Genomic DNA, 18,590 nt, shown 5'->3' with positions numbered 1-18,590 from the left:
TAAACCCAGCTGCAGTTCCATCAGGATAAGACAGAAGAAATTTTATATCCTTCTTCGTGTAGCCGGTTATGAGAACTTCAGTGTAATCATAATTAATCACTTTCAGCCAATTATGCGAACGTTTATTGATCTCATAAGGGGAGTCAGCTTTTTTGAGTACGATTCCCTCTAAATTCTTTTCTTTGGCCAGATTGAAGTAAGCGAGGCCGTTACCTTGAATTCCTTCAATTACAAAGATATTAGGATGATTTAGCTCAAGTGAGTTCAGAACTGTTTTTCGTTCGATGAGCGGCTTAGCTGCAATTGACTGACCGTCTTTGTAGATAACATCAAAGACACAGTAGACGATGTTGTGGGCTGATTTTTTGGACATAAAACGTTCCATTACAGCTTCAAAGTTAGGAGCACCGCCTGGGGCAGATACAATGACCTCACCATCGAGTATGGTTCCATCTGGAATATCTAAGTCCAAGAGTTCTGGAAACTTGCTTGTTACTTCGTTGTTGTGACGAGTGTACAGCTTAATCTGGTTATCGAACTTAGAAAGAATGAGCCTAATGCCATCAAATTTCAGTTCAGTGATATAGTTCTCGTCATCAAATGGTTCCTTTATCGAATGCAATAACATTGGCGATACAAACAAAATATCACCTCCTACTTAGAACATATTAGCTAAGCAAGGGTGATATATAAAGCGATATGTCAGTGGTACTTAATGGGATTCAATGAGCTCAGGTGAATTGTTTTTAGGTGAGTTCACTAAAGATGAAACCTGGTATGCTTCCATGTCATCAGCATCATAAGGCTGCAGTAAGCTTTGTAAATAATCAGGATCGGTATTTTTTGGGTTGAGCCATTCCTTTTCGTTCTCATCAGTAAGGATAACCGGCATCCGATCATGAATGTCTTCCATAAGCTCATTAGGCTTTGTTGTGATGATTGTGCAAGTGTACAACGGATTGCCTTCTGGTGTGTTCCACTTTTCGTATAAGCCGGCAAAAGCAAAGAGATTGGATGATTTAAGTTTAATCCGCATAGGAATCTTAGTCTTTGGATCAAGGCGTTTCCATTCATAAAAACTGTCTGCCGGTATGATACAACGTTTGCTTACGAGTGGTTTTCGAAAGCTGGGTTTCTCGGCCAACGTTTCAGCACGGGCATTAATCATTTTATAACCGATTTTTTCGTCTTTGGCCCAAGGAGGGACAAGTCCCCATCTAAGCTTGCCCAGACGGTTGTTTGATCCGTCGTTGATGATTGTAAGGATGTTTTGTGATGGAGCGACATTATAGCTTGGGTGATATTCATCTTCGGGTAAGAATTGATCTATGTTGAATTGTTCAATGATGTCATCAAACTCAGAGAATAAAGTGAATCTTCCACACATGTTCATCATCCTTTAGGGTTTTTGAATATTGTACAGGCTTGATACATGAAAATCAAAAAGGAGGAATGTGATGCAGCAAACAGTTGAGGTTAAAGAAGTTGAAATGTTGATCAGGAGATATGGAGAAAGAAAAAGGGCATTGATATTTATACATTAAACAGTTTTTGTTAGACTGTACAATCATAAGAAAGCCCCCATACCGGGGGCTTGAAGCTGCCTAATAACCATTAAATCCCTTGATTTCAAAGTTTTCTGTATCGAGATTTAGGCTATTCAATTGCTTTAACAACACCTCAAATTTTAAGCAGTCACCGTTTCTTAATTCATCTGGAATATATTTAGGATTTGCAATTTTCATTCCATTCTCAATCCACTGTTTTCGGTATAACTGAATTGCAGCTTCAATTAAGTAATCTGGCGTTACAATAAAACCTAAGCTTACGTCATGATCTTCACTGTAGCCGTATTCAAAATCACAACAAGGGCAGATATCAAATGTTTTTTGATACTCACCATCCTTGTTAAATGGGTTTTGAATTAATCCTCTATATCCGCAAATTAAACATGTATATAATTCTGGCATAGCAATCCCTCTATATATTTATAGTTTTATTGATTTTATTAATTATAACCAGCGTCTCTATTTTGATGTTTTGGCTTAAAGTACGTTATGATAGTATCTTTATTCCCTTGTCGTCTACAGATAAGAATTCATTTGTCTTCTTATTATACTTATAGTAACGATAATATCCAAAAATTTCTCTTGCTTTTTCATGCCAATAGACTGCGCTTTGTAAATCATTGTTTCTAAAAAATAGAACCCCAGCCTGCAGCACGCATTAACCAGTTTGTATGAAGGTCATATTTATTAAAAAGGGTATTAAGGATTATGTATGTTACATTCAATATTTCAAAAAGACAATTGATGAGGGCATTATTTTATTTAATATCGTTAAAAGTGGGGAGAAAGAGCAATTGGTGGAAGGATGAAATATCGGTCAGATAGAAACAACTGTTTTTATATGTATATGATGACTTGGTGACTTTAACAACCATTACAATGTTCTTTGGCAAAGAGAACTTATAGTAAAAAGAATCATTGTCTATATATCAATAAACAATAACAACAAGGGCAATGTTTAATTTTTTCAATTTATTCAAAATAAGTCTTGATTTAAATATCATGTGGACGTCAAAGATACTTAAGAACATATAATGCAGCTAAAACCATTTGATTAACGCATCAAAATCTGCAGAGCTCTCCTTAGGAGCTCTGCAAATGAGAGAGAATGGAGAAACATAACATATTCTGCTACCATACACTTATGGTTTTGCTGGATAAGGAAGAACATCATTTCTTATAGATACATTACATATTACCACTTTTATGCATAAATTGTATTAAATGGTTTTTTGATCTGAGATAATAAAAATCTACTTCACTGTTCTCATAAGAAAAAGAGGTGAAAATCAATGAATGGTATAGAACTTTTAGAATCTGTGTCGCAACTTGGACAAATAATTTTATTGTTCTCCGGCTACGCCTTTTATTGGAGGTTGAGTAAAACAAAAAGAGAACGAAGACTTACAAAGTATGAGACTTTTCTTAGGTTCTTTGTAATGTTCGGCATATTGGCATGGGCGTTTTCGTTTCTTGCTTTGCATTTCCCTTCATAGTATGGTTAGTCTTCGCTTTCATTACTGATCAAAAAAACACCTTAGACTTTCTAATGGGGATACGAATTTACTTATTTAGCATCTTATTTGCTATCATCTTTGGATCTGGGACTCAGTTTCTCTGCAAAACAAGTCAAAGATGGCAGCTAAGTAACTAAAGTTCTCACAATCCTTGTACTTATAAACGAAAAAAATTCTCTCAATTACCAAATTATGTTATAATTTGATAGAGGAGGAGAGGGAATGAAAAGGTTAATCATTTTGACTTTGATCTGCTTTGGTTTAATCTCAGGTTTTGATATTAACAGTGCTGCTGCTAGGATTACAACTGAATATAAGAAAGTGAGTTTTACTATGACAGAGGAATCCACCGGGTTCTCGATGGCTGATTATGACAACTGGAACTACTATCCCACTTGGTTGTGGTACAAATTTACGATTTTTAATGCCGAAGGCTGCACTCTAACAATGACAATTAACAGAATAACTCTGAGTGGATGGGTTTTTCCAAGAAGTGTAAAAGAGTTCACAGGAAACCACTTTGATTTTACTGCAACAGATCGAGTAGTAGGAGATCCGTATAAAAATCACTCTCTAGAGATTACAAAAAATCCAGGATGCGGAGATGTTAAAATAAAAGGCACATATGGATTTGACCATGAAGAGCCAGATGACTATCCTTTTTAAATGTTCTACAAGGTCAAGTGAATAAAAAGCCTAGGCCATTATTGTAAGCTTAATGATCAATTTAATTTATCAGGAATAACCATAAGGTGAGAATATTGATTAAATCAAATTTAAAGTCATAATAGACGGAAGGACATTAGTATCCCGACTGTCTGAAAGTTATATATAATGACGAAAATGGAGCGATATCCAAGAGAGCTGCTGAATAAAGTTTTGTACATATCTAGAGATTGAACTGCACAAGTTGCTGTGTTCCAAAAAAAGTCTTAATCATATCGATAGGGAGTTCTTATTCTAAAAAAGAAGGGTGAACTGCTGAGAAGATGAAATACACCGTTCATGAAAAATGAACGGTGTGGTTTTAAAAAAACAGCTTTCAAGAAAGCTAGGTCAATCATGTATTTCACTTTACAATCTTGATTTACTTACTTGAGATCGGTAAGAACGACTTTTGCAGCCTCAGCGATAAGAGCGTTATCATAATTAGCATCTTTCGTAAACCGCTTAGATAAGATTGCCAAAACAATAGGTGCTCTATTAGGCGGCCAAACGATAGCAATGTCGTTTCGTGTTCCGTAACTTCCGGCTCCAGATTTATCGCCGACTTCCCATCCTATAGGAGTGCCTGCCCGAATTAGTTCGTCACCAGTAGCGTTCCCCCGCATCCAATCAGTTAAGATCGTGCGCTTATCAGCCGTGAGAGTGTTATCCACAGTGAAAGCTTTAAGGTCGGTTGCTAGTGCTTTTGCGGTGCTTGTGTCACGAATATCTCCAGGAATGGCAGAGTTTAAATCTGTCTCAAATCGATTTGCCTTTGTTACTTGGTCCCCAATCTGTTTCAGTGAATTTTCGAATCCTTTAGGGCCGCCAAGCTGTTGCAGCAATATGTTCCCAGCGGTATTATCGCTGTAACGGATAGCAGCCTCTGAGATTTCCTTCAAGCTCATGCCTGTATCTACGTGTTTTTCTGTGATTGGAGAATATGTAACAAGATCGTCTTTGCTGTAGTGAATCATTTCATTAAGTTTTTCAATTGGGTTTTTCTTCAGGACAGCAGCTGCGGCTAGAACTTTATAGGTTGATACGTAAGCAAACCGTTCATTCGGCCGATAGGCAATCGTCCTGTTTGTGCCTGTGTCAATTGCATAAACACCAAGCCTGGCATCAAATTTTTTCTCAAGTTGAACAAATTTTTTCGTCATACAGCTTGTCATTTTTGTGTCTCCTATAGCTTTTGCTTCTGCATGCGTTGATCCGTAAAAGGGTCTGAAACCCGTAAGGCTTAAACATAAAAGTCCAATACATATTCCAAGGTTTAATGTGGTTTTATTTTTCAAATGAAACGACCTCCTAATTTAAATTGATTTTGTACTCACCTTCTATTAATACCACAAAAATAGGAGCAATATCGATATATTACCAATGAGATGTTTAACAAAAACCTTTTTATTCATCTCGTTTTTTTGATTTTTAATATGTTAATAGGGCAGGGTAGCATGAGATTTTTATCATTGTTCCTATTGTCACCCATAAGGCATTAAAAGGATGGTCATGAAGTCATCCTAATGGGCTTTATCAATTGTGATTGGAGTGTTATGTATGCAAACAAAAAAAGCTTATCTTTATGTATTTCAAACCATGTCAGACTGGGAATATGGCTATTTAATTGCTGAACTAAACTCAGGGAGATATTTTAAAAAAGATGTAGCACCTTTAAAAGTAGTTACAGTAGGAGCTAATAAAGAAATGATTACGACGATGGGGGGACTGAGCATAAAACCAGATATTATCCTTGATGAGTGTACTCTTGAGAGTAAAGATCTTTTGATTTTACCCGGAGGAAATACTTGGGGAGAAGATGTTCATCAACCGATCTTGAAAAAAGTTGGCGAAGCTTTAAAGCTTGGCACGATTGTAGCTGCCATTTGTGGTGCAACCGAGGGTCTCGCCCATTATGGATACTTAGATTCTAGAAAGCACACTTGCAATGACTTAGCTTATTTGAAAATGGTCTGTCCTCATTATAAAGGAGAAACATTATATGAGTTGGCACCTGCAGTATCTGATAAAAATTTGGTTACTGCTTCAGGAATTGCCCCTCTGGAATTTGCGATGGAAGTACTGAAAAAATTAGAAGTATTTGCACCAGAAACATTGCATTCATGGTATGAGCTAAATAAGACCCAAAAGCCTGAATACTTCTTCGAGCTAATGAATACAATAAATGGATAGAATCATTACCAAATACCCCTGAACTGAAGGGGCATTTTTTTGTTAAAAGTCTAAATAATTTTCAATGAGACAAAGTGTGTCTATTTATTAAGAAAGAAAACGACGCAACTGAGTAGGGTAATGCAGAAATTTGAAACGAACCCATCATCTGGAACGTATTATGATAATAAAGTTTAAATATAAGTCACGCAATTTATGTTTTTGTTTAGTGCTTATATGAATGAAAGGGGTATCCAAATGCATTTTCATCATACTCAAAGCGGAAAACAAAACAATCAACCAAAATGGTTGGTAACGATCTTGCTCAGTTGGGGAACGTTTGTTTTTGCTTTGTTTTTTGCTACTTTAATTGGTACAATGGCCCGCCAAGCAGGGGCTTCCAAGCTTTTGCAGCAAGGAATCCAAGCAGGTTTAGTAACATTAATTACTGTCCCGTTGCTCTATTTTCTTCTTAAGCGGGTTTCTAGTAGACCATTCTACTCTATCGGACTGTCTGGATGGCGGCAAGCCATTCCGAAAGCCATTTTGGGCGCAATGTATGTGATTGTTCTATCAGCATCTGGATTTGCTATCGCCCATTTGTTGGGCTGGATCAAAATTACACAATTTCATTTCTCCGCCCATTTAGTTACTGTATTGCTCTTAAACATGATGATCGCTTTTTTTTACGAAGCTTTTCCAGAGGAATTAACTTTTCGCGGGACGATGTACTATGCTCTGAACAGGCGATTTAATTGTTTCATAGCCATACTCCTACAGCCGATCCTATTTGTGCTAGCACCATTAACTGTAAGTGGTTTGCAATATATAGCAGGAATTGAATCACCTGCTATCACATTAGATTACATTGTTTTATTGTTGTCTTTTGGATTCATCCTTCAACTGCTGCGCATAGTAACAGGAAGCTTATGGACGTCTATAGGCTTTCATCTAGCCTTTCTTGAAAATTCTCGGTTCTTCGTCCTGCAGGGGGATAAACGCTTTATTACGTATGAAGAAATTGTTCCGGGAACAGGAGCGTTGTTTGTAATTTTGTTTATGTTGCTTTTTGTCGGTACTCTACTCTTAATGCCAGCAGTAATAGCTCGCTGGCGGCGTAAGAATAAGAGAAAAGGCCAAGATGTATAACGACTGGTTTATGTACAAATTGGAAGGTGTCGATTAAGAATGTCTATTTTAATAATTGTTGAATCATCTCGGTTTTAACTGTATTAGGTTTATTCACATGGATTTTCAAAAGACAAAAAAATGCGGATGAAGATGTATTCATTTATGCGAGATACATGATTTATCTTCTTGTAGCTGAAGTTGCAATATATGTTATATTTCAGGTCAACTAAGTATAAAACGATAATGAAAAAATCGTCATCATTTTTTAAAATCATCATTCATTCTTGAAATACATGGAGCACCACCAATCATCTAGCTCTAAATGGATTATGATAGATATGCTCTGTTGGATAAAGCCTGTACATATTTGCACAATTGCATAAATTGCTAGTCTTCCAAAAAGAGCATAATTGTATCGATCAAGGTAAAAATGGTATACTGCTGTGACAAGTATTGGAAGGCGCGTACACACTTTTGAGTTACATAAATAAAATCAGGGGGATTACATTGAAACCAACCACGCCTTATGCAGTCATATGGATATCGACTGCTTTGGCTTCTTCAGTAGGTATTATCGTTACCAAGAGCGCCCTTCCGTTATGGGCGTTATTCATTCCTATGATAATACCGTTTCCAAAAGATAAAAACAAATAAAAACTAGCATAATCATTTAATAGATTGGAGGAGTAAGCTGGAGTATACGAGCTTGTTAAGGAAATATGAAGAAGAATTGTATAGTCTAATGATTGAGTTTGATATAGTGGAACATTTACACTTTAAACCACATTTTGAAACATGAAGTGTGTTCACTTGGAGCTCAATCAAAAGAAGGTTAAAAAGTCATGTTTATACTCTGGCGTTTTTTATTGTTGTTAAGGGAGTTTTCATTTTTAGATAAGCATCATTTAAGGGAAATGCTCTTAACTTTAGTCGATTTTAAACATGCGCTGCGAATTGAGATGATAGCTTCAGTCAGCTCAGGGAATTGATGAGAATCATTAGAGATATTGCTCACTTATGAGGGCTTTTCTATTTTCACTAAAAAAGTGAATAAAGTGAATAGGCATTTAAATCTTCAAACAAACGATGAGAAGAAATACATCAAAGGAAAAGCTGATGTTCATACTAATGGTCGGGAGGTAAACCGGCTTATGATACAAATTTGGATCACTGGTTTTTTATTATTGGCTCAACCGAGCGGGCCGCCTGACAGCTTAACGGTTACACAGCAAGGACGGACGATTGCTACTGTTAACCGCGAAAACTTTACAATGCCTCTTCCCGGTACCCCGATGATTGATCATGAAAAGTACCGTAAATTCATCGAACAGCTAGATCAGCAAGTTTACCGGGAGCCGATAAATGCTGTGCTTAACGATCATGGAGGCATCATCCCGGGCAGGGTTGGGTACAAGTTGTATCAACAGGCGTTTATGGAGAAGTTTTATTCTTATTTCTATGGACAAGGCTCCTCCAAAGTAGAAGTGCCGGAATTGAATATTTATCCAGAAGTTGACAGCGAAATGCTTGCTCACATCAGTACACAGCGGCTCGGTCAGTACGTAACATATTTTAATTCGAATAATAAAAGCCGAACACATAATATTTCTCTTTCTGCAAAAGCGATTGACAATCATGTTGTTTTTCCTAACGAGACCTTTTCATTTAACCAAGTTGTCGGAATGAGAACCCGGGACAAAGGATATAAGAGTGCGCCCATTATTGTTAAAGGTGAGTTGTCTGAAGGGGTGGGCGGAGGTATTTGTCAGGTATCATCTACACTATTTAATGCAGTCGATCGCGCGGGGCTGCGAATCGTTCAGCGCTATTCACATACAAGAAGCGTGCCATATGTTCCGCCCGGACGTGATGCTACAGTAAGCTGGGGAGGTCCTGACTTTCTCTTTCAAAACCAATATAACCAGCCAATACTCATTCGGGCAAAAAGTCATGGGAGCAGTATGATTGTTACGCTTTACTCTTCAGATGTAATCAATAAAAAACTGAGAAAAGTTCCTAAAGCCCCATCTCAGATACCGAAAGAAATAAACGCTGAGCGGTAATAGGATACTACTATAGGGAAAAACAAAGCTGAAAGATAAAAAATGGCTCGCCGTCGAGGTTCAAGCAATTTATGCTTGGCAGATAAAGCCTCTGAATTAGAAGTTGTTATTATCTGAACGTAAAAGGATGTTAAAGCAGCTTATATTAAAATTTGTCAGTCAGGAATAGAATATTTATATTACTTATAGATGAGAGAAATCAGCATATGGAAACTGTATGTGAAAGGAAGGGGGAGGGAGAGTAAACGAATAAGATGGGATGGTTTTATGATTAGATCCATTACTTTGCCAAAGGAAAAAACGAAAATAACAGTTGGAAAACCAATCATACATGAGTCAAACGTCAAAGTTACTGCGATATATGACTATAGAGAAGAACCAGAGGAAGCTTTTTGGATCCATTTATCTGATGGAAGTGAAATGTTTGTTGACCATCACAAAGTCTTTATCGAATACGAGTAGAGAAAGTATTAAAAGTACTGTTGATATGCATTTTAGCTTGGCATTGTAAAGACAAAGACTCCAACAAAAGCACCCTAGTTAATCATTTAAAGCCGTTAATTTCAAAATTTTCTATGTTGAGATATAGGTTTTTCAATCGTTTCAACAGAACTTCAAATTTTAAGAAGCCTCTATTTGCAATTCTCAGGTAAGCAATAATCATTCCGGACTCAACTCATTGTTGCAATACAATTGAAATGCAGCCTCAATCAAATGATCCGGAGTTACAATAAAGCCTAATCTCACATCATTGTCCTCACTGTATCCAAACCAAAACCGCAACATGGACAAAATGTCAAAGGTTTTTTGATACTCGCCTTTATACTAAGGATTTTGTGAAAGAAAGTGAGTAGCCATCTGTTATTGAATCACTGACTTATTTTCTTTTCAGTAACATTTTGATCTGATTTTCTACTAAAGATTGAGGGGAAGTGAGGAAAAAGATCAACAATAAAAAGTGGTTATTGATGATAGCTGTATTTCTGATGATCTGCATCGTATATCAGGAAACAAAGTGAAATGTGAGGGCAGCGGGAAAAGCGGACTGTGGGTTTCTACCCTTTAAAAATCAGACAAGACTCAATTGGACCTGAAAATTTGTATTGGCTGGGGAGTAAGAAAGAAGAAAAAAGGTCGGTTATTGAAAAACTTATACATAGATGGAAAAAAGTATGATGAGAGTAAAAATATATATAGATGAAGAATTGCCAGGGGGAGGACATATGGGGGACCACATCGCTACCTTTAATGATATGCCTGAAGATGAAGTAATAGTACATGACGTATTAGTGAAAGTAAGTGGAAGACAGGCGAGAAAGTACAGACAGTAGAAATAAAATTTATATAAGAAGCCAAGGTAGCTCATTTGATGAATTGGTGACCACATTGGTGTTACTTTTTAATTTGTAGGATTTTAGTACAGCAATATAAGATCCTGTATATGCTGATAGAAAATTGCGCAGCCTTGAAGTGATGGAGACGGTATAGCAGTTTTCAAAATTTGAATTTATTATAACAAAAATCTCATAGCCTATCTTTATATATTCAATCAGTTGATTACGTAAAATGAGATTGGCTTTAATACGGAGGGGCGAGAATGAAAACACTCACTTTCATATCCAGCTTTACTGCTATTGGAACCTCAATATTGGGGCAATGGCTAGGAGTGCTGGATGATTCTTATGCTGTTGGTAATGCTTGGTTTATAGGTGTTTTAGCTGGATTGATTACACTTCTCATTTTGATTGACAGTCAAGTTATGACAAAAAGTTTCATAGTAAGCTTAAGCACAATTTCAGGCATAACGGGAGTAGGATTTTTATATCTCCCAGCTGCAATTATCAACATACTTATAAGTATTAAACTGGACAAGAAAAAGAAAGAAGAAGGCCTTAATTAAAAATCCAAAATGTATTCTAGGAGAGGAAGACTATGGATTTACCCACATATCATATTTACAATCATGGGTGCTGCAGGTTTTGTAAGTTTAATGTGGTTCAGTTATATTTCTGACAAAGCTGAAAAGTAAAGCGATTTTCATTCTAGATGTGTCAATACACTTTGCTGTTTTGCAAAAAATTAAGACTTAATGCAATGTAAACCCCAATGTCTGAAGGAGTTTACATTGCTTATTTACACACTATTTGTTTACATAATAATATTATTTGAAACTAATCGCATAAAATCTACTAAATGATCTGTGTACTAAATATTCATTATAAATATAATGGATTGGCATTAAGAAACAAAGCTTTTTTACTGCATACGATTCTGTGCATCGATGTTTGCTGACAAGCGGTCTTCGACAGGCCGATTTCTAGAATATTGTACAGGCTGGAAACATGAAACAAAAAGGCGAAACCGGTTGCTGTCTAACAGTTGAATGTAAAGAAGCAATGCATTCATTCAATTGAGTGGCTGAACGATTGTACAGACTATGTTTATTAGTTTTAAGATTCTGTAAACTTGATTGAATAGCGGGTTCCACTATTTGTATAATGACGTTGCAGCTTAGGCTCTACATAACGAATGCAGTAGGAGGAAAGTGAAATGAGGAAAATTGCGTTTGCTGTTTTGATGTCATTTTTCGCTTTTATCAGCTTAGTTCCAACAGTTGATGCTGCTGTCATTGGTCATGACAAAGTAGTAGGTTTCGAAGAAGTTGTCCCAACTACTGTTGTTCAGAAAGTCGAAAAAAAGTTTCAGCCGTATCTGAAGGTTTATAGCGGCTGTGTACCCTTTCCAGCAGTAGATGCACAAGGCAATACAAGTGGCGGCTTACAGCCAACTGGAGCGCCTGAAGGAGGTTGCAGCAAACATACCGGACAAGTTTATTCACGTTCAACTTTGTACAATGGCGTGTGGGCAATCATGTATTCTTGGTATTTTCCAAAGGATGAGCCTTCTCCAGGTTTGGGTCATAGACATGACTGGGAAGGAATCGTAGTTTGGGTCGACAATCCGTCTAGTCAAAATCCAAAAGTTTTATCAATTGCATACTCCGGCCATGGGAAATTTACAAATGTTCAACCAAATGAAAGAAACATGAAGGACACACATCCATTAATTGCATACAACAGCACATGGCCCTTAAACCATGAATTGCATATTAGTGATCAAGTAGGGGGCACTCAGCCATTAATCGGGTGGGAAGACTTAACACCGGAAGCGAGGAATGCTTTAAATATAACGGATTTCGGTAAAGCGAATGTCCCTTTTAATGATCCTAACTTCACAAATCATTTAGAAAAGGCATGGTTTAGATAATTCATAGAATAGTCATTAGATTCTTTCAGCATTTTCATGACAAGCTAAAGGAACAGACCCAAAATTTAATGTTAATCTTAGCTTTGTTTTTGATGACAATCTATGCAGGGAATGCTTCTGAAAAATGAGGAAATAGTAAGTTTTACGATGACAGGAAACCAAAAAACGTTCATGATGCCCGATGAGTCAATCCAAGTAGGTTTCCCTCTCAATTATTCGGATACCGATTCACAATTATGCACAGTTCATGCTAGGATATTTCGCCTGTCTTTATCAGGATACGAAATAACGCTAATTGAGCAAAATTTTAGAGGTGACCATTTTGATTTAAGCGCAAGTGATCAAACGAGACGGTGCCGTTCAAAAACCAATATTTAGAGTTAACGAAAGATCAAGACTGTGGAGAAGTGAAAGTTAGAGGTTTATACGGTTATCAGTTTGATAATGTATACGAATATTGATAAAAGTTTGAATGTAAAGGCCAATCTAAAACGTGGCCTTTTTTTACTGTCTAAAGATATAAAGGGCATCTAGTTTAGGAAGGGGAGCATTTAGAGCCAAGCTTTCTATTGCCTCTGCAGACTAAATGAAGTGGAGAATTTGTTAAAATAAATATCTAATCACCAGAACTCATGGCAAAAGGTAAATGTTGATGTCCAAGACAGCGATAGTCACGGGTTCTGTGCAGGAGGATTAGGGGTCTGATTTATAGATGATATGAGATTCAAAAAGAAGAATCTATTTTAAACTTTGTCATATGGATTCTTTATACTTGCGATAAACTGGTATAATAAGAAAGCCGATTTAAGCAGTTATTGTGAAAGAGAAAATACACTTTTGGTAAGAATAGTTTGACCGGACCTAGATTTGATAGAGTGTGACAAGAGCGCTTAAAATAAGCCTATAAGTACAAAAAGAGGCTTGGCGTTTTTTACGCAAGCCTCTTTTGTGTCAGTAGCCAAATACCAGAGTTGTACTTTGTGATCCCGCATATTTCGTGACAAAATCTTTTGTATACTGCGGCGTTTGGACACGGTAGCTGTAATTAGATCCGGGATTCCAGGAAGTCAGCGGAGAGCTTTGCTTATTAAGAGAAGGGTAGCTGCCTGTATCCTTGAAATAACCAGTGCCCTTGTCATCAAGGATTCCGCCTTTTTCACTGCCGTTTCCAAAGTAATTATATTCAGAATATATTTTTGCTTTTGTGGCAATTGTAATCGCTTGGTTAAAGTTGTTGCTGTAATTGTTTTTCACATGAAAATATCCGTATCTCATGAGACCCGGGCCTCTAACATACAAGTTCTCAAAATAATTGTTGGCGATTGTCATGTGGGGATAGCCGTCATATTGATGCTGTGAATCATCTGGGTATCCTAAAATCAAACCGTATTTATGATTCGCGAATTTTGAGTTGCTGATGGTGATATAATCTGCTGATTTCCCGACATACAGGAGCTTGTCCAAATCACTGCCGCTTGCACTATAGCTGTGGCCGGAGAATGTGACGTGGTCAATCCAGTAGTTGAAGCCGGAATCTAAATAAAGCTGGATATCATTATTTCCGTTAATCTGCGGACTGTGTTCAAAAGTCAAATTTTGAAAAATGACGTTCCCAGAGGCAGATGAAGTGGTTAAATAAATATTTTTTAACGTTTTTTTCGCGTAAGAGCCTACGAGTGTTTTGTTTGAGCCAATTGTAACTGTTGTTTTCGATGATGCGGAAATATCATTTTGAAGCACTAAAATTTTCGGAGTTGAGCCTCCTAGATGGGTTTTTAAATCATTTACGCTTTGAATGTAAACAATCTGGCCGTTTTTTCCTCCCGTTGTGCTCGCTTTAGAAATGCCTTTTTCATTTTTAGCATTTCCGGCAAATCCTAAAAGGCCATTCGTTGAGGTGTTTGGAAAATCGACGGCTCCAAACGCTTTTCCAGGCAAGAGAACCAATAACAAGCTGAACATGGCAAACCATAAACAAAATCGTTTCATCACAATATGCTCCCTTTCAAATGTAATAATTTCCTTGCAAGGATTATTATTACAGTAAATAAAAAGGAATGATAGGTTCTATCGTCCTAATTAATGCTGGGTTATTTAAAATACAGATTGCGCTAACAATTAAAACAGAAGAAAGGATTGATATACCATTGACTGCAGCAGCTTATCGAAACACCTTGCTTTCACTTTTATGTTTAACAGCTGGAATCGTGGATGTAATCGGGTATTTAAGCCTTGGACATGTGTTCACAGCGAATATGACTGGAAATATTGTATTATTTGGGTTAGCGATCGGCAAATCTCTTCAGGCCACAGTTTTTAATTCTTTGACTGCGCTAATCGGATTTATATGCGGCGTGATTATTTCAACACTGATGGTTGGAAAGGCAGAAAATACTCTTTGGCCTTCTGCTGTGACAAAAGCTCTGGCACTTGAAGCATTCATTTTATTTGTCTTTGCTTGTCTATCTTTTTATTCGGCCTTTGTTCCTGTATACATTCTTATTATTCTCTTGAGCATTTCTATGGGGATTCAAACAACAGCAGCTAAAAAGCTGGGAATCGCAGGTATTTCTTCTACTGTGTTGACCGGAACATTGGCTTCTCTTTTAGAGGATTTGTCCGGCCGTTTGTTTTTTAAGAAACAGAAGAAGACATTCTTAAGAGATGCTGTGTTAAGAGCGCTGGCTATTGTCTTATATTGTGTGGGGGCTATTATTGTAGCTTTAGCTGAGCCTAATTTTTACAACATCATTATTTGGGTTCCGATTGTTCTCATATTTGGCATCATGATGACCGCTAAGTTGAAACTGAGCGCGGAAAAATAAGAGCTGATATCAGGTCATCAGCTCTTATGGCTATGCTATATAGCTCAGTAAATAAAAATAAGAAAATCGGCTGGTGGGTATACCCATTCATTCGTATTGACTTTTTCATAAAAACCTTACCTTTGATATATATATGATAGTGAATCTGTCTTAAAATCATCTATGAATCTATTTCCTCTTTCAAACCAATGGATTGAGTCTTAAAATGATAATAATTCTCATTTGGAAGTCTGTATTGAGGAGGAGATTTATGAAAAAGGATATCAGTGCAATTGTTAGTATGGTTTTGTTGATGATCCTTTGTTTTTCCCCGCAAGCTTCGGCAGCATATGACGACATGCATGAAGGCTATGCAACCTATACAGGGTCAGGTTATGCAGGAGGAGCTTTTCTGCTGGATCCCATTCCTTCTGATATGGAGATTACCGCAATAAATCCTGCAGATCTCAATTACGGGGGAGTGAAAGCGGCACTTGCAGGCTCCTATTTGGAAGTTGTGGGGCCAAAAGGAAAAACAATTGTCTACGTTACCGACCTATATCCTGAAGGTGCTCGGGGAGCTCTTGATCTGTCACCTAATGCCTTTCGAAAAATCGGCGATATGAAAGACGGAAAAATCAATATTAAATGGCGTGTTGTCAAAGCCCCAATCACCGGCAATTTCACATACCGGGTCAAAGAAGGCAGCAGCAGATGGTGGCTGCAATTCAAGTCAGAAATCACAAGTATCCTGTTATGAAAATGGAATATGAGAAGGATGGTAAGTGGATTAACATGGAGAAAATGGACTATAACCATTTTGTCAGCACTAATGTAGGGACAGGCTCTCTCAAAGTCAGAATGACTGACATCCGTGGAAAAGTTGTGAAAGATACCATTCCGAAGCTGCCTGAAAGCGGAACGTCCAATGCATATACAGTGCCCGGCCATGTACAGTTTCCTGAATGAAAAATACGAAACAGCGGACCTTTCCCGCTGTTTTTTCATTTCGTTATATGAAGAGAATAGGTATCAATCATCAACATCTTCATCATGTAAAAACGCTTTAATCATGTTTACTTGCTGCTGCTTTGGATAACTAGTGTACAGTCTGCTTGAAATCCGAATAGGATCTCCGAAAAAGTATCTTTCGTAGTGTGTTTGCCTTGTTCCGAATGAACTCATTGTTAAATCCCACGCCAAGCGGAAAATCTTTCATTTGCAAATCATAAAGCGAGCTTTTCGTTTTGACTATTCCTTTAAATGCAGGATGATCAGAAATGTTACCCTCTAATTTTTCGCCATCATACCATATTTCGTTTTCTAGTTTATTCAATCGGTCAATGAATTCTTTTCCATTGATGATCCCCATTTGACGTTTCGCTCCTTCACATCATGCTGCGTAATGTCATTATATTTTCGAAAGAACAGCCCGTTCCCTAATTTGAGATAGGAAAAGCCTTTTTTAGTATGCCTTAATGAAAAGAGTAAATTGAAATACTATGTAACAAGGCAGTATATGTCTTTCGTGTTTTTTCTGCATTGTCCAGAGATGTAAACAATTTGCTTATGCACGGGGTAAGACATTACTATAAAACCTTTATAAAACATGTCGATATAATTGATATAGAAGTAAGCGAATGCTATTTCGATCATACATCGTGCAGAAAGGAATACTACACATGAAAGTGAAAACAAAATTACTGGGGATAGTATCAATATTAGTTCTTTCAATGATTGGAATTGGAAGTTCTTCCATTTTTATGATTTCTTCTGCTGTGACAAAAAATGAAGAACTGAAAGACAAAATGGAATTCCAAAAAGAAATGAAATACATCCAATATCGATTGGCCGGTTTATCAAATGATGAGAGAGGCTTTCTGATTACCGGAGACACAGAGTATGAAGAGGGAATGGAGGAAAAAGCAGACGATGTCTTAAAGAGCCTTGATCGGGTCAATGACTTGACAGATAAAGAGAAATATCAATCACATATTGAAGACATTAAAACAAGCCTTACTCAGTATAGAGCTTTAAATCAGCAAGTATTAAAAGCCTACTCTTCAGATCCTAAAAAAGCAGGAACCATCCATTTTGGAGAAGAAAGAACATTAAGAAAAGAAGTTGTAGATCCAGCTGTCAATAAGCTGTCTGATCGCCTGGATCAAGAGGTGGAGGATCTAAAAGGTGAAATACGCAGCAAAGGGGAAATGAGTCAATGGTTCATCATCATTGTCACAGCGGTATCAATAATGGTAGGCGTTGTTTTAAGCTTATTGTTATTAAAGTCCATTATGGTTCCATTGAGAAGTATGAATATGCAGCTTGAAGAAATTGCTCATGGCGAGGCGGATTTAACCAAAAAAGTCATTGTGAAGAATAAGGACGAATTTGGTCAGCTTGCTCAATCTTTCAATTCTTTTACCCATTCATTAATTCAAATTGTGAAGCAGATCAGCAGCTCATCTGAACAAGTCGCCGCATCTTCCGAAGAATTATCGGCAAGCGCGGAAGAATCCAAATCAACTTCTGAACATATCTCCAGAGCGATGCAGATGGCTGCCGACAGCAATGGGAAGCAAAGCTCAATGACAGAAAAGAGTGCAGACTCCATTACTGAGTTATTAGACAGTATATCATCTGTTGCTTCAAATACTGGTAACATAGCGGATCTATCTTCGTCGATGAGAGACAAGGCTGAAATAGGATCTCAATCCGTCAACAAAATGTTAGACCAGATGAAGTTCATTGATAAATCTGTAGATTCAGCAGGCAATGGCTTGCAGGCATTGGTAGCAAGCACAGCAGAAATCAGCAATATTTCTTCGCTAATCACAAATATTTCCGAGCAGACAAATTTGCTGGCACTGAATGCAGCGATCGAGGCGGCCAGAGCCGGAGAGCAAGGAAAAGGATTTGCTGTGGTGGCAGAAGAAGTTCGGAAATTGGCCGATGAAACGAATAAGTCAGCCAATCACATCCAATCTGTGGTAACAGCCATCCAAAATGAATCGGTTGAAACAGTGAATAACATTAAGGTTGTTCAAGAAAATGTGAGCTCAGGTATTGTGCTTTCTCAAGAGACAACAGGGAATTTCAATGAAATACTGAATCTGGTGGAACAGGTCACTTCTCAAATACAAGAAGTGGCAGCGGCAACACAGCAGCTTACATCAGGGGTTGAAGTGATTCAGCATACAGTTCATACATTAGCCGCTGGTACAAAAGAAACGTCAGCAAATACAGAAGCGGTTGCAAAATCATCACAGGAACAGCTTCATTCAATGGAGGAAATTTCTTATGCTGCAGAGTCTCTATCCCAGTTGGCGGAAGAACTTCAAACTGTTATTCATCGTTTTAAAT

16 protein-coding genes and 7 pseudogenes are annotated in these 18,590 nt (G+C 37.4%); 14 read left to right on the top strand and 9 right to left on the bottom strand.

The features are described 5' to 3' along the window. From MOF34_RS20380 to MOF34_RS20365, 4 genes and pseudogenes are all read right to left on the bottom strand, one after another. Positions 1-643, bottom strand: a 643-nt coding sequence (locus MOF34_RS20380) for an RNA ligase family protein (RefSeq protein WP_268401528.1), incomplete at its 3' end; no start/stop codon positions are given. 69 nt (positions 644-712) lie between these two features. Beyond that, positions 713-1,387, bottom strand: a complete 675-nt coding sequence (locus MOF34_RS20375; protein ID WP_268401527.1) for an SOS response-associated peptidase — start codon at positions 1,385-1,387, stop codon at positions 713-715. Positions 1,388-1,604: 217 nt separating this feature from the next. After that, the gene (locus MOF34_RS20370; protein WP_268401526.1) at positions 1,605-1,970 is read right to left on the bottom strand and encodes a hypothetical protein; all 366 of its coding nucleotides are present in this window, start codon (positions 1,968-1,970) and stop codon (positions 1,605-1,607) included. A 38-nt stretch (positions 1,971-2,008) separates the two neighbouring features. After that, a pseudogene (locus MOF34_RS20365) lies at positions 2,009-2,139 on the bottom strand (SAR2788 family putative toxin); the annotation flags it as partial. Positions 2,140-2,860: 721 nt separating this feature from the next. On the opposite strand from MOF34_RS20365, the gene MOF34_RS20360 reads away from it, so the two are divergent. Together MOF34_RS20360 and MOF34_RS20355 are read left to right on the top strand one after the other, a co-directional pair. Continuing rightward, positions 2,861-3,064 (top strand): hypothetical protein, encoded by a 204-nt coding sequence (locus MOF34_RS20360; protein ID WP_268401525.1) that lies wholly within the window; start codon positions 2,861-2,863, stop codon positions 3,062-3,064. Between the two features lie 243 nt (positions 3,065-3,307). Continuing rightward, the gene (locus tag MOF34_RS20355; RefSeq protein WP_019714599.1) at positions 3,308-3,751 is read left to right on the top strand and encodes a hypothetical protein; all 444 of its coding nucleotides are present in this window, start codon (positions 3,308-3,310) and stop codon (positions 3,749-3,751) included. A gap of 425 nt (positions 3,752-4,176) precedes the next feature. On the opposite strand, the gene bla is transcribed toward MOF34_RS20355, so the two are convergent. Continuing rightward, positions 4,177-5,088 (bottom strand): class A beta-lactamase, encoded by a 912-nt coding sequence (gene bla / locus MOF34_RS20350; RefSeq protein ID WP_268401523.1) that lies wholly within the window; start codon positions 5,086-5,088, stop codon positions 4,177-4,179. A gap of 262 nt (positions 5,089-5,350) precedes the next feature. Here bla and MOF34_RS20345 point away from each other — a divergent pair, with 262 nt between their 5' ends. The 5 genes from MOF34_RS20345 (at position 5,351) to MOF34_RS20325 (ending at position 9,618) form a co-directional block, all read left to right on the top strand. After that, positions 5,351-5,983, top strand: a complete 633-nt coding sequence (locus tag MOF34_RS20345) for a type 1 glutamine amidotransferase family protein (RefSeq protein ID WP_268401521.1) — start codon at positions 5,351-5,353, stop codon at positions 5,981-5,983. Positions 5,984-6,220: 237 nt separating this feature from the next. Then, on the top strand, positions 6,221-7,111 hold the full coding sequence (locus tag MOF34_RS20340; RefSeq protein ID WP_019714597.1) for a CPBP family intramembrane glutamic endopeptidase: 891 nt from the start codon (positions 6,221-6,223) through the stop codon (positions 7,109-7,111). Positions 7,112-7,600: 489 nt separating this feature from the next. Next, entirely contained in the window at positions 7,601-7,747 is a 147-nt protein-coding gene (locus MOF34_RS20335) for a hypothetical protein (protein WP_268401519.1), read from the top strand. Positions 7,748-8,244: 497 nt separating this feature from the next. Then, positions 8,245-9,156, top strand: coding sequence for a VanW family protein (locus MOF34_RS20330; protein WP_268401517.1), 912 nt, complete (start codon positions 8,245-8,247; stop codon positions 9,154-9,156). A 267-nt stretch (positions 9,157-9,423) separates the two neighbouring features. Continuing rightward, positions 9,424-9,618 (top strand): hypothetical protein, encoded by a 195-nt coding sequence (locus MOF34_RS20325; RefSeq protein ID WP_268401515.1) that lies wholly within the window; start codon positions 9,424-9,426, stop codon positions 9,616-9,618. An 82-nt stretch (positions 9,619-9,700) separates the two neighbouring features. On the opposite strand, the pseudogene MOF34_RS20320 reads toward MOF34_RS20325, so the two are convergent. Then, positions 9,701-9,981: pseudogene (locus tag MOF34_RS20320) on the bottom strand (hypothetical protein); the annotation flags it as partial. Positions 9,982-10,088: 107 nt separating this feature from the next. Between MOF34_RS20320 and MOF34_RS20315 the strand changes: the two are divergent. The 4 genes and pseudogenes from MOF34_RS20315 (at position 10,089) to MOF34_RS21130 (ending at position 12,884) form a co-directional block, all read left to right on the top strand. Beyond that, a pseudogene (locus tag MOF34_RS20315) lies at positions 10,089-10,504 on the top strand (DUF4944 domain-containing protein). Positions 10,505-10,753: 249 nt separating this feature from the next. After that, positions 10,754-11,056 carry a hypothetical protein gene (locus MOF34_RS20310; protein WP_268401514.1) on the top strand — a complete coding sequence of 101 codons (303 nt, stop codon included), beginning with the start codon at positions 10,754-10,756 and terminating at the stop codon, positions 11,054-11,056. A 650-nt stretch (positions 11,057-11,706) separates the two neighbouring features. Then, positions 11,707-12,423 carry an NPP1 family protein gene (locus MOF34_RS20305; RefSeq protein WP_268401513.1) on the top strand — a complete coding sequence of 239 codons (717 nt, stop codon included), beginning with the start codon at positions 11,707-11,709 and terminating at the stop codon, positions 12,421-12,423. 68 nt (positions 12,424-12,491) lie between these two features. Further along, a pseudogene (locus MOF34_RS21130) lies at positions 12,492-12,884 on the top strand (hypothetical protein). A 490-nt stretch (positions 12,885-13,374) separates the two neighbouring features. Here MOF34_RS21130 and MOF34_RS20300 read toward each other — a convergent pair. Continuing rightward, entirely contained in the window at positions 13,375-14,412 is a 1,038-nt protein-coding gene (locus MOF34_RS20300) for a polysaccharide lyase family 1 protein (RefSeq protein WP_019714590.1), read from the bottom strand. A gap of 158 nt (positions 14,413-14,570) precedes the next feature. On the opposite strand from MOF34_RS20300, the gene MOF34_RS20295 reads away from it, so the two are divergent. Both MOF34_RS20295 and MOF34_RS20290 read left to right on the top strand, forming a co-directional pair. Continuing rightward, entirely contained in the window at positions 14,571-15,248 is a 678-nt protein-coding gene (locus MOF34_RS20295; protein WP_019714589.1) for a YoaK family protein, read from the top strand. Positions 15,249-15,498: 250 nt separating this feature from the next. After that, positions 15,499-16,196 (top strand): annotated as a pseudogene (locus MOF34_RS20290) (expansin EXLX1 family cellulose-binding protein). A gap of 63 nt (positions 16,197-16,259) precedes the next feature. Here MOF34_RS20290 and MOF34_RS20285 read toward each other — a convergent pair. Together MOF34_RS20285 and MOF34_RS21125 are read right to left on the bottom strand one after the other, a co-directional pair. Further along, positions 16,260-16,442 (bottom strand): annotated as a pseudogene (locus MOF34_RS20285) (4-hydroxyphenylacetate 3-hydroxylase C-terminal domain-containing protein); the annotation flags it as partial. Between the two features lie 55 nt (positions 16,443-16,497). Next, positions 16,498-16,599, bottom strand: a pseudogene (locus MOF34_RS21125) (hypothetical protein); the annotation flags it as partial. Between the two features lie 310 nt (positions 16,600-16,909). On the opposite strand from MOF34_RS21125, the gene MOF34_RS20275 reads away from it, so the two are divergent. Further along, positions 16,910-18,590: methyl-accepting chemotaxis protein (locus MOF34_RS20275; RefSeq protein ID WP_268401511.1), on the top strand; the 1,681-nt coding region annotated here is incomplete at its 3' end.

It is taken from the genome of Bacillus sp. T17B1 (genome assembly GCF_026796395.1).
Taxonomy (GTDB): Bacteria; Bacillota; Bacilli; order Bacillales; family Bacillaceae; genus Bacillus; species Bacillus spizizenii_A.
Note: the sequence above shows the minus strand (reverse complement) of the source record. Positions and strands in the feature narration are given on the sequence as shown.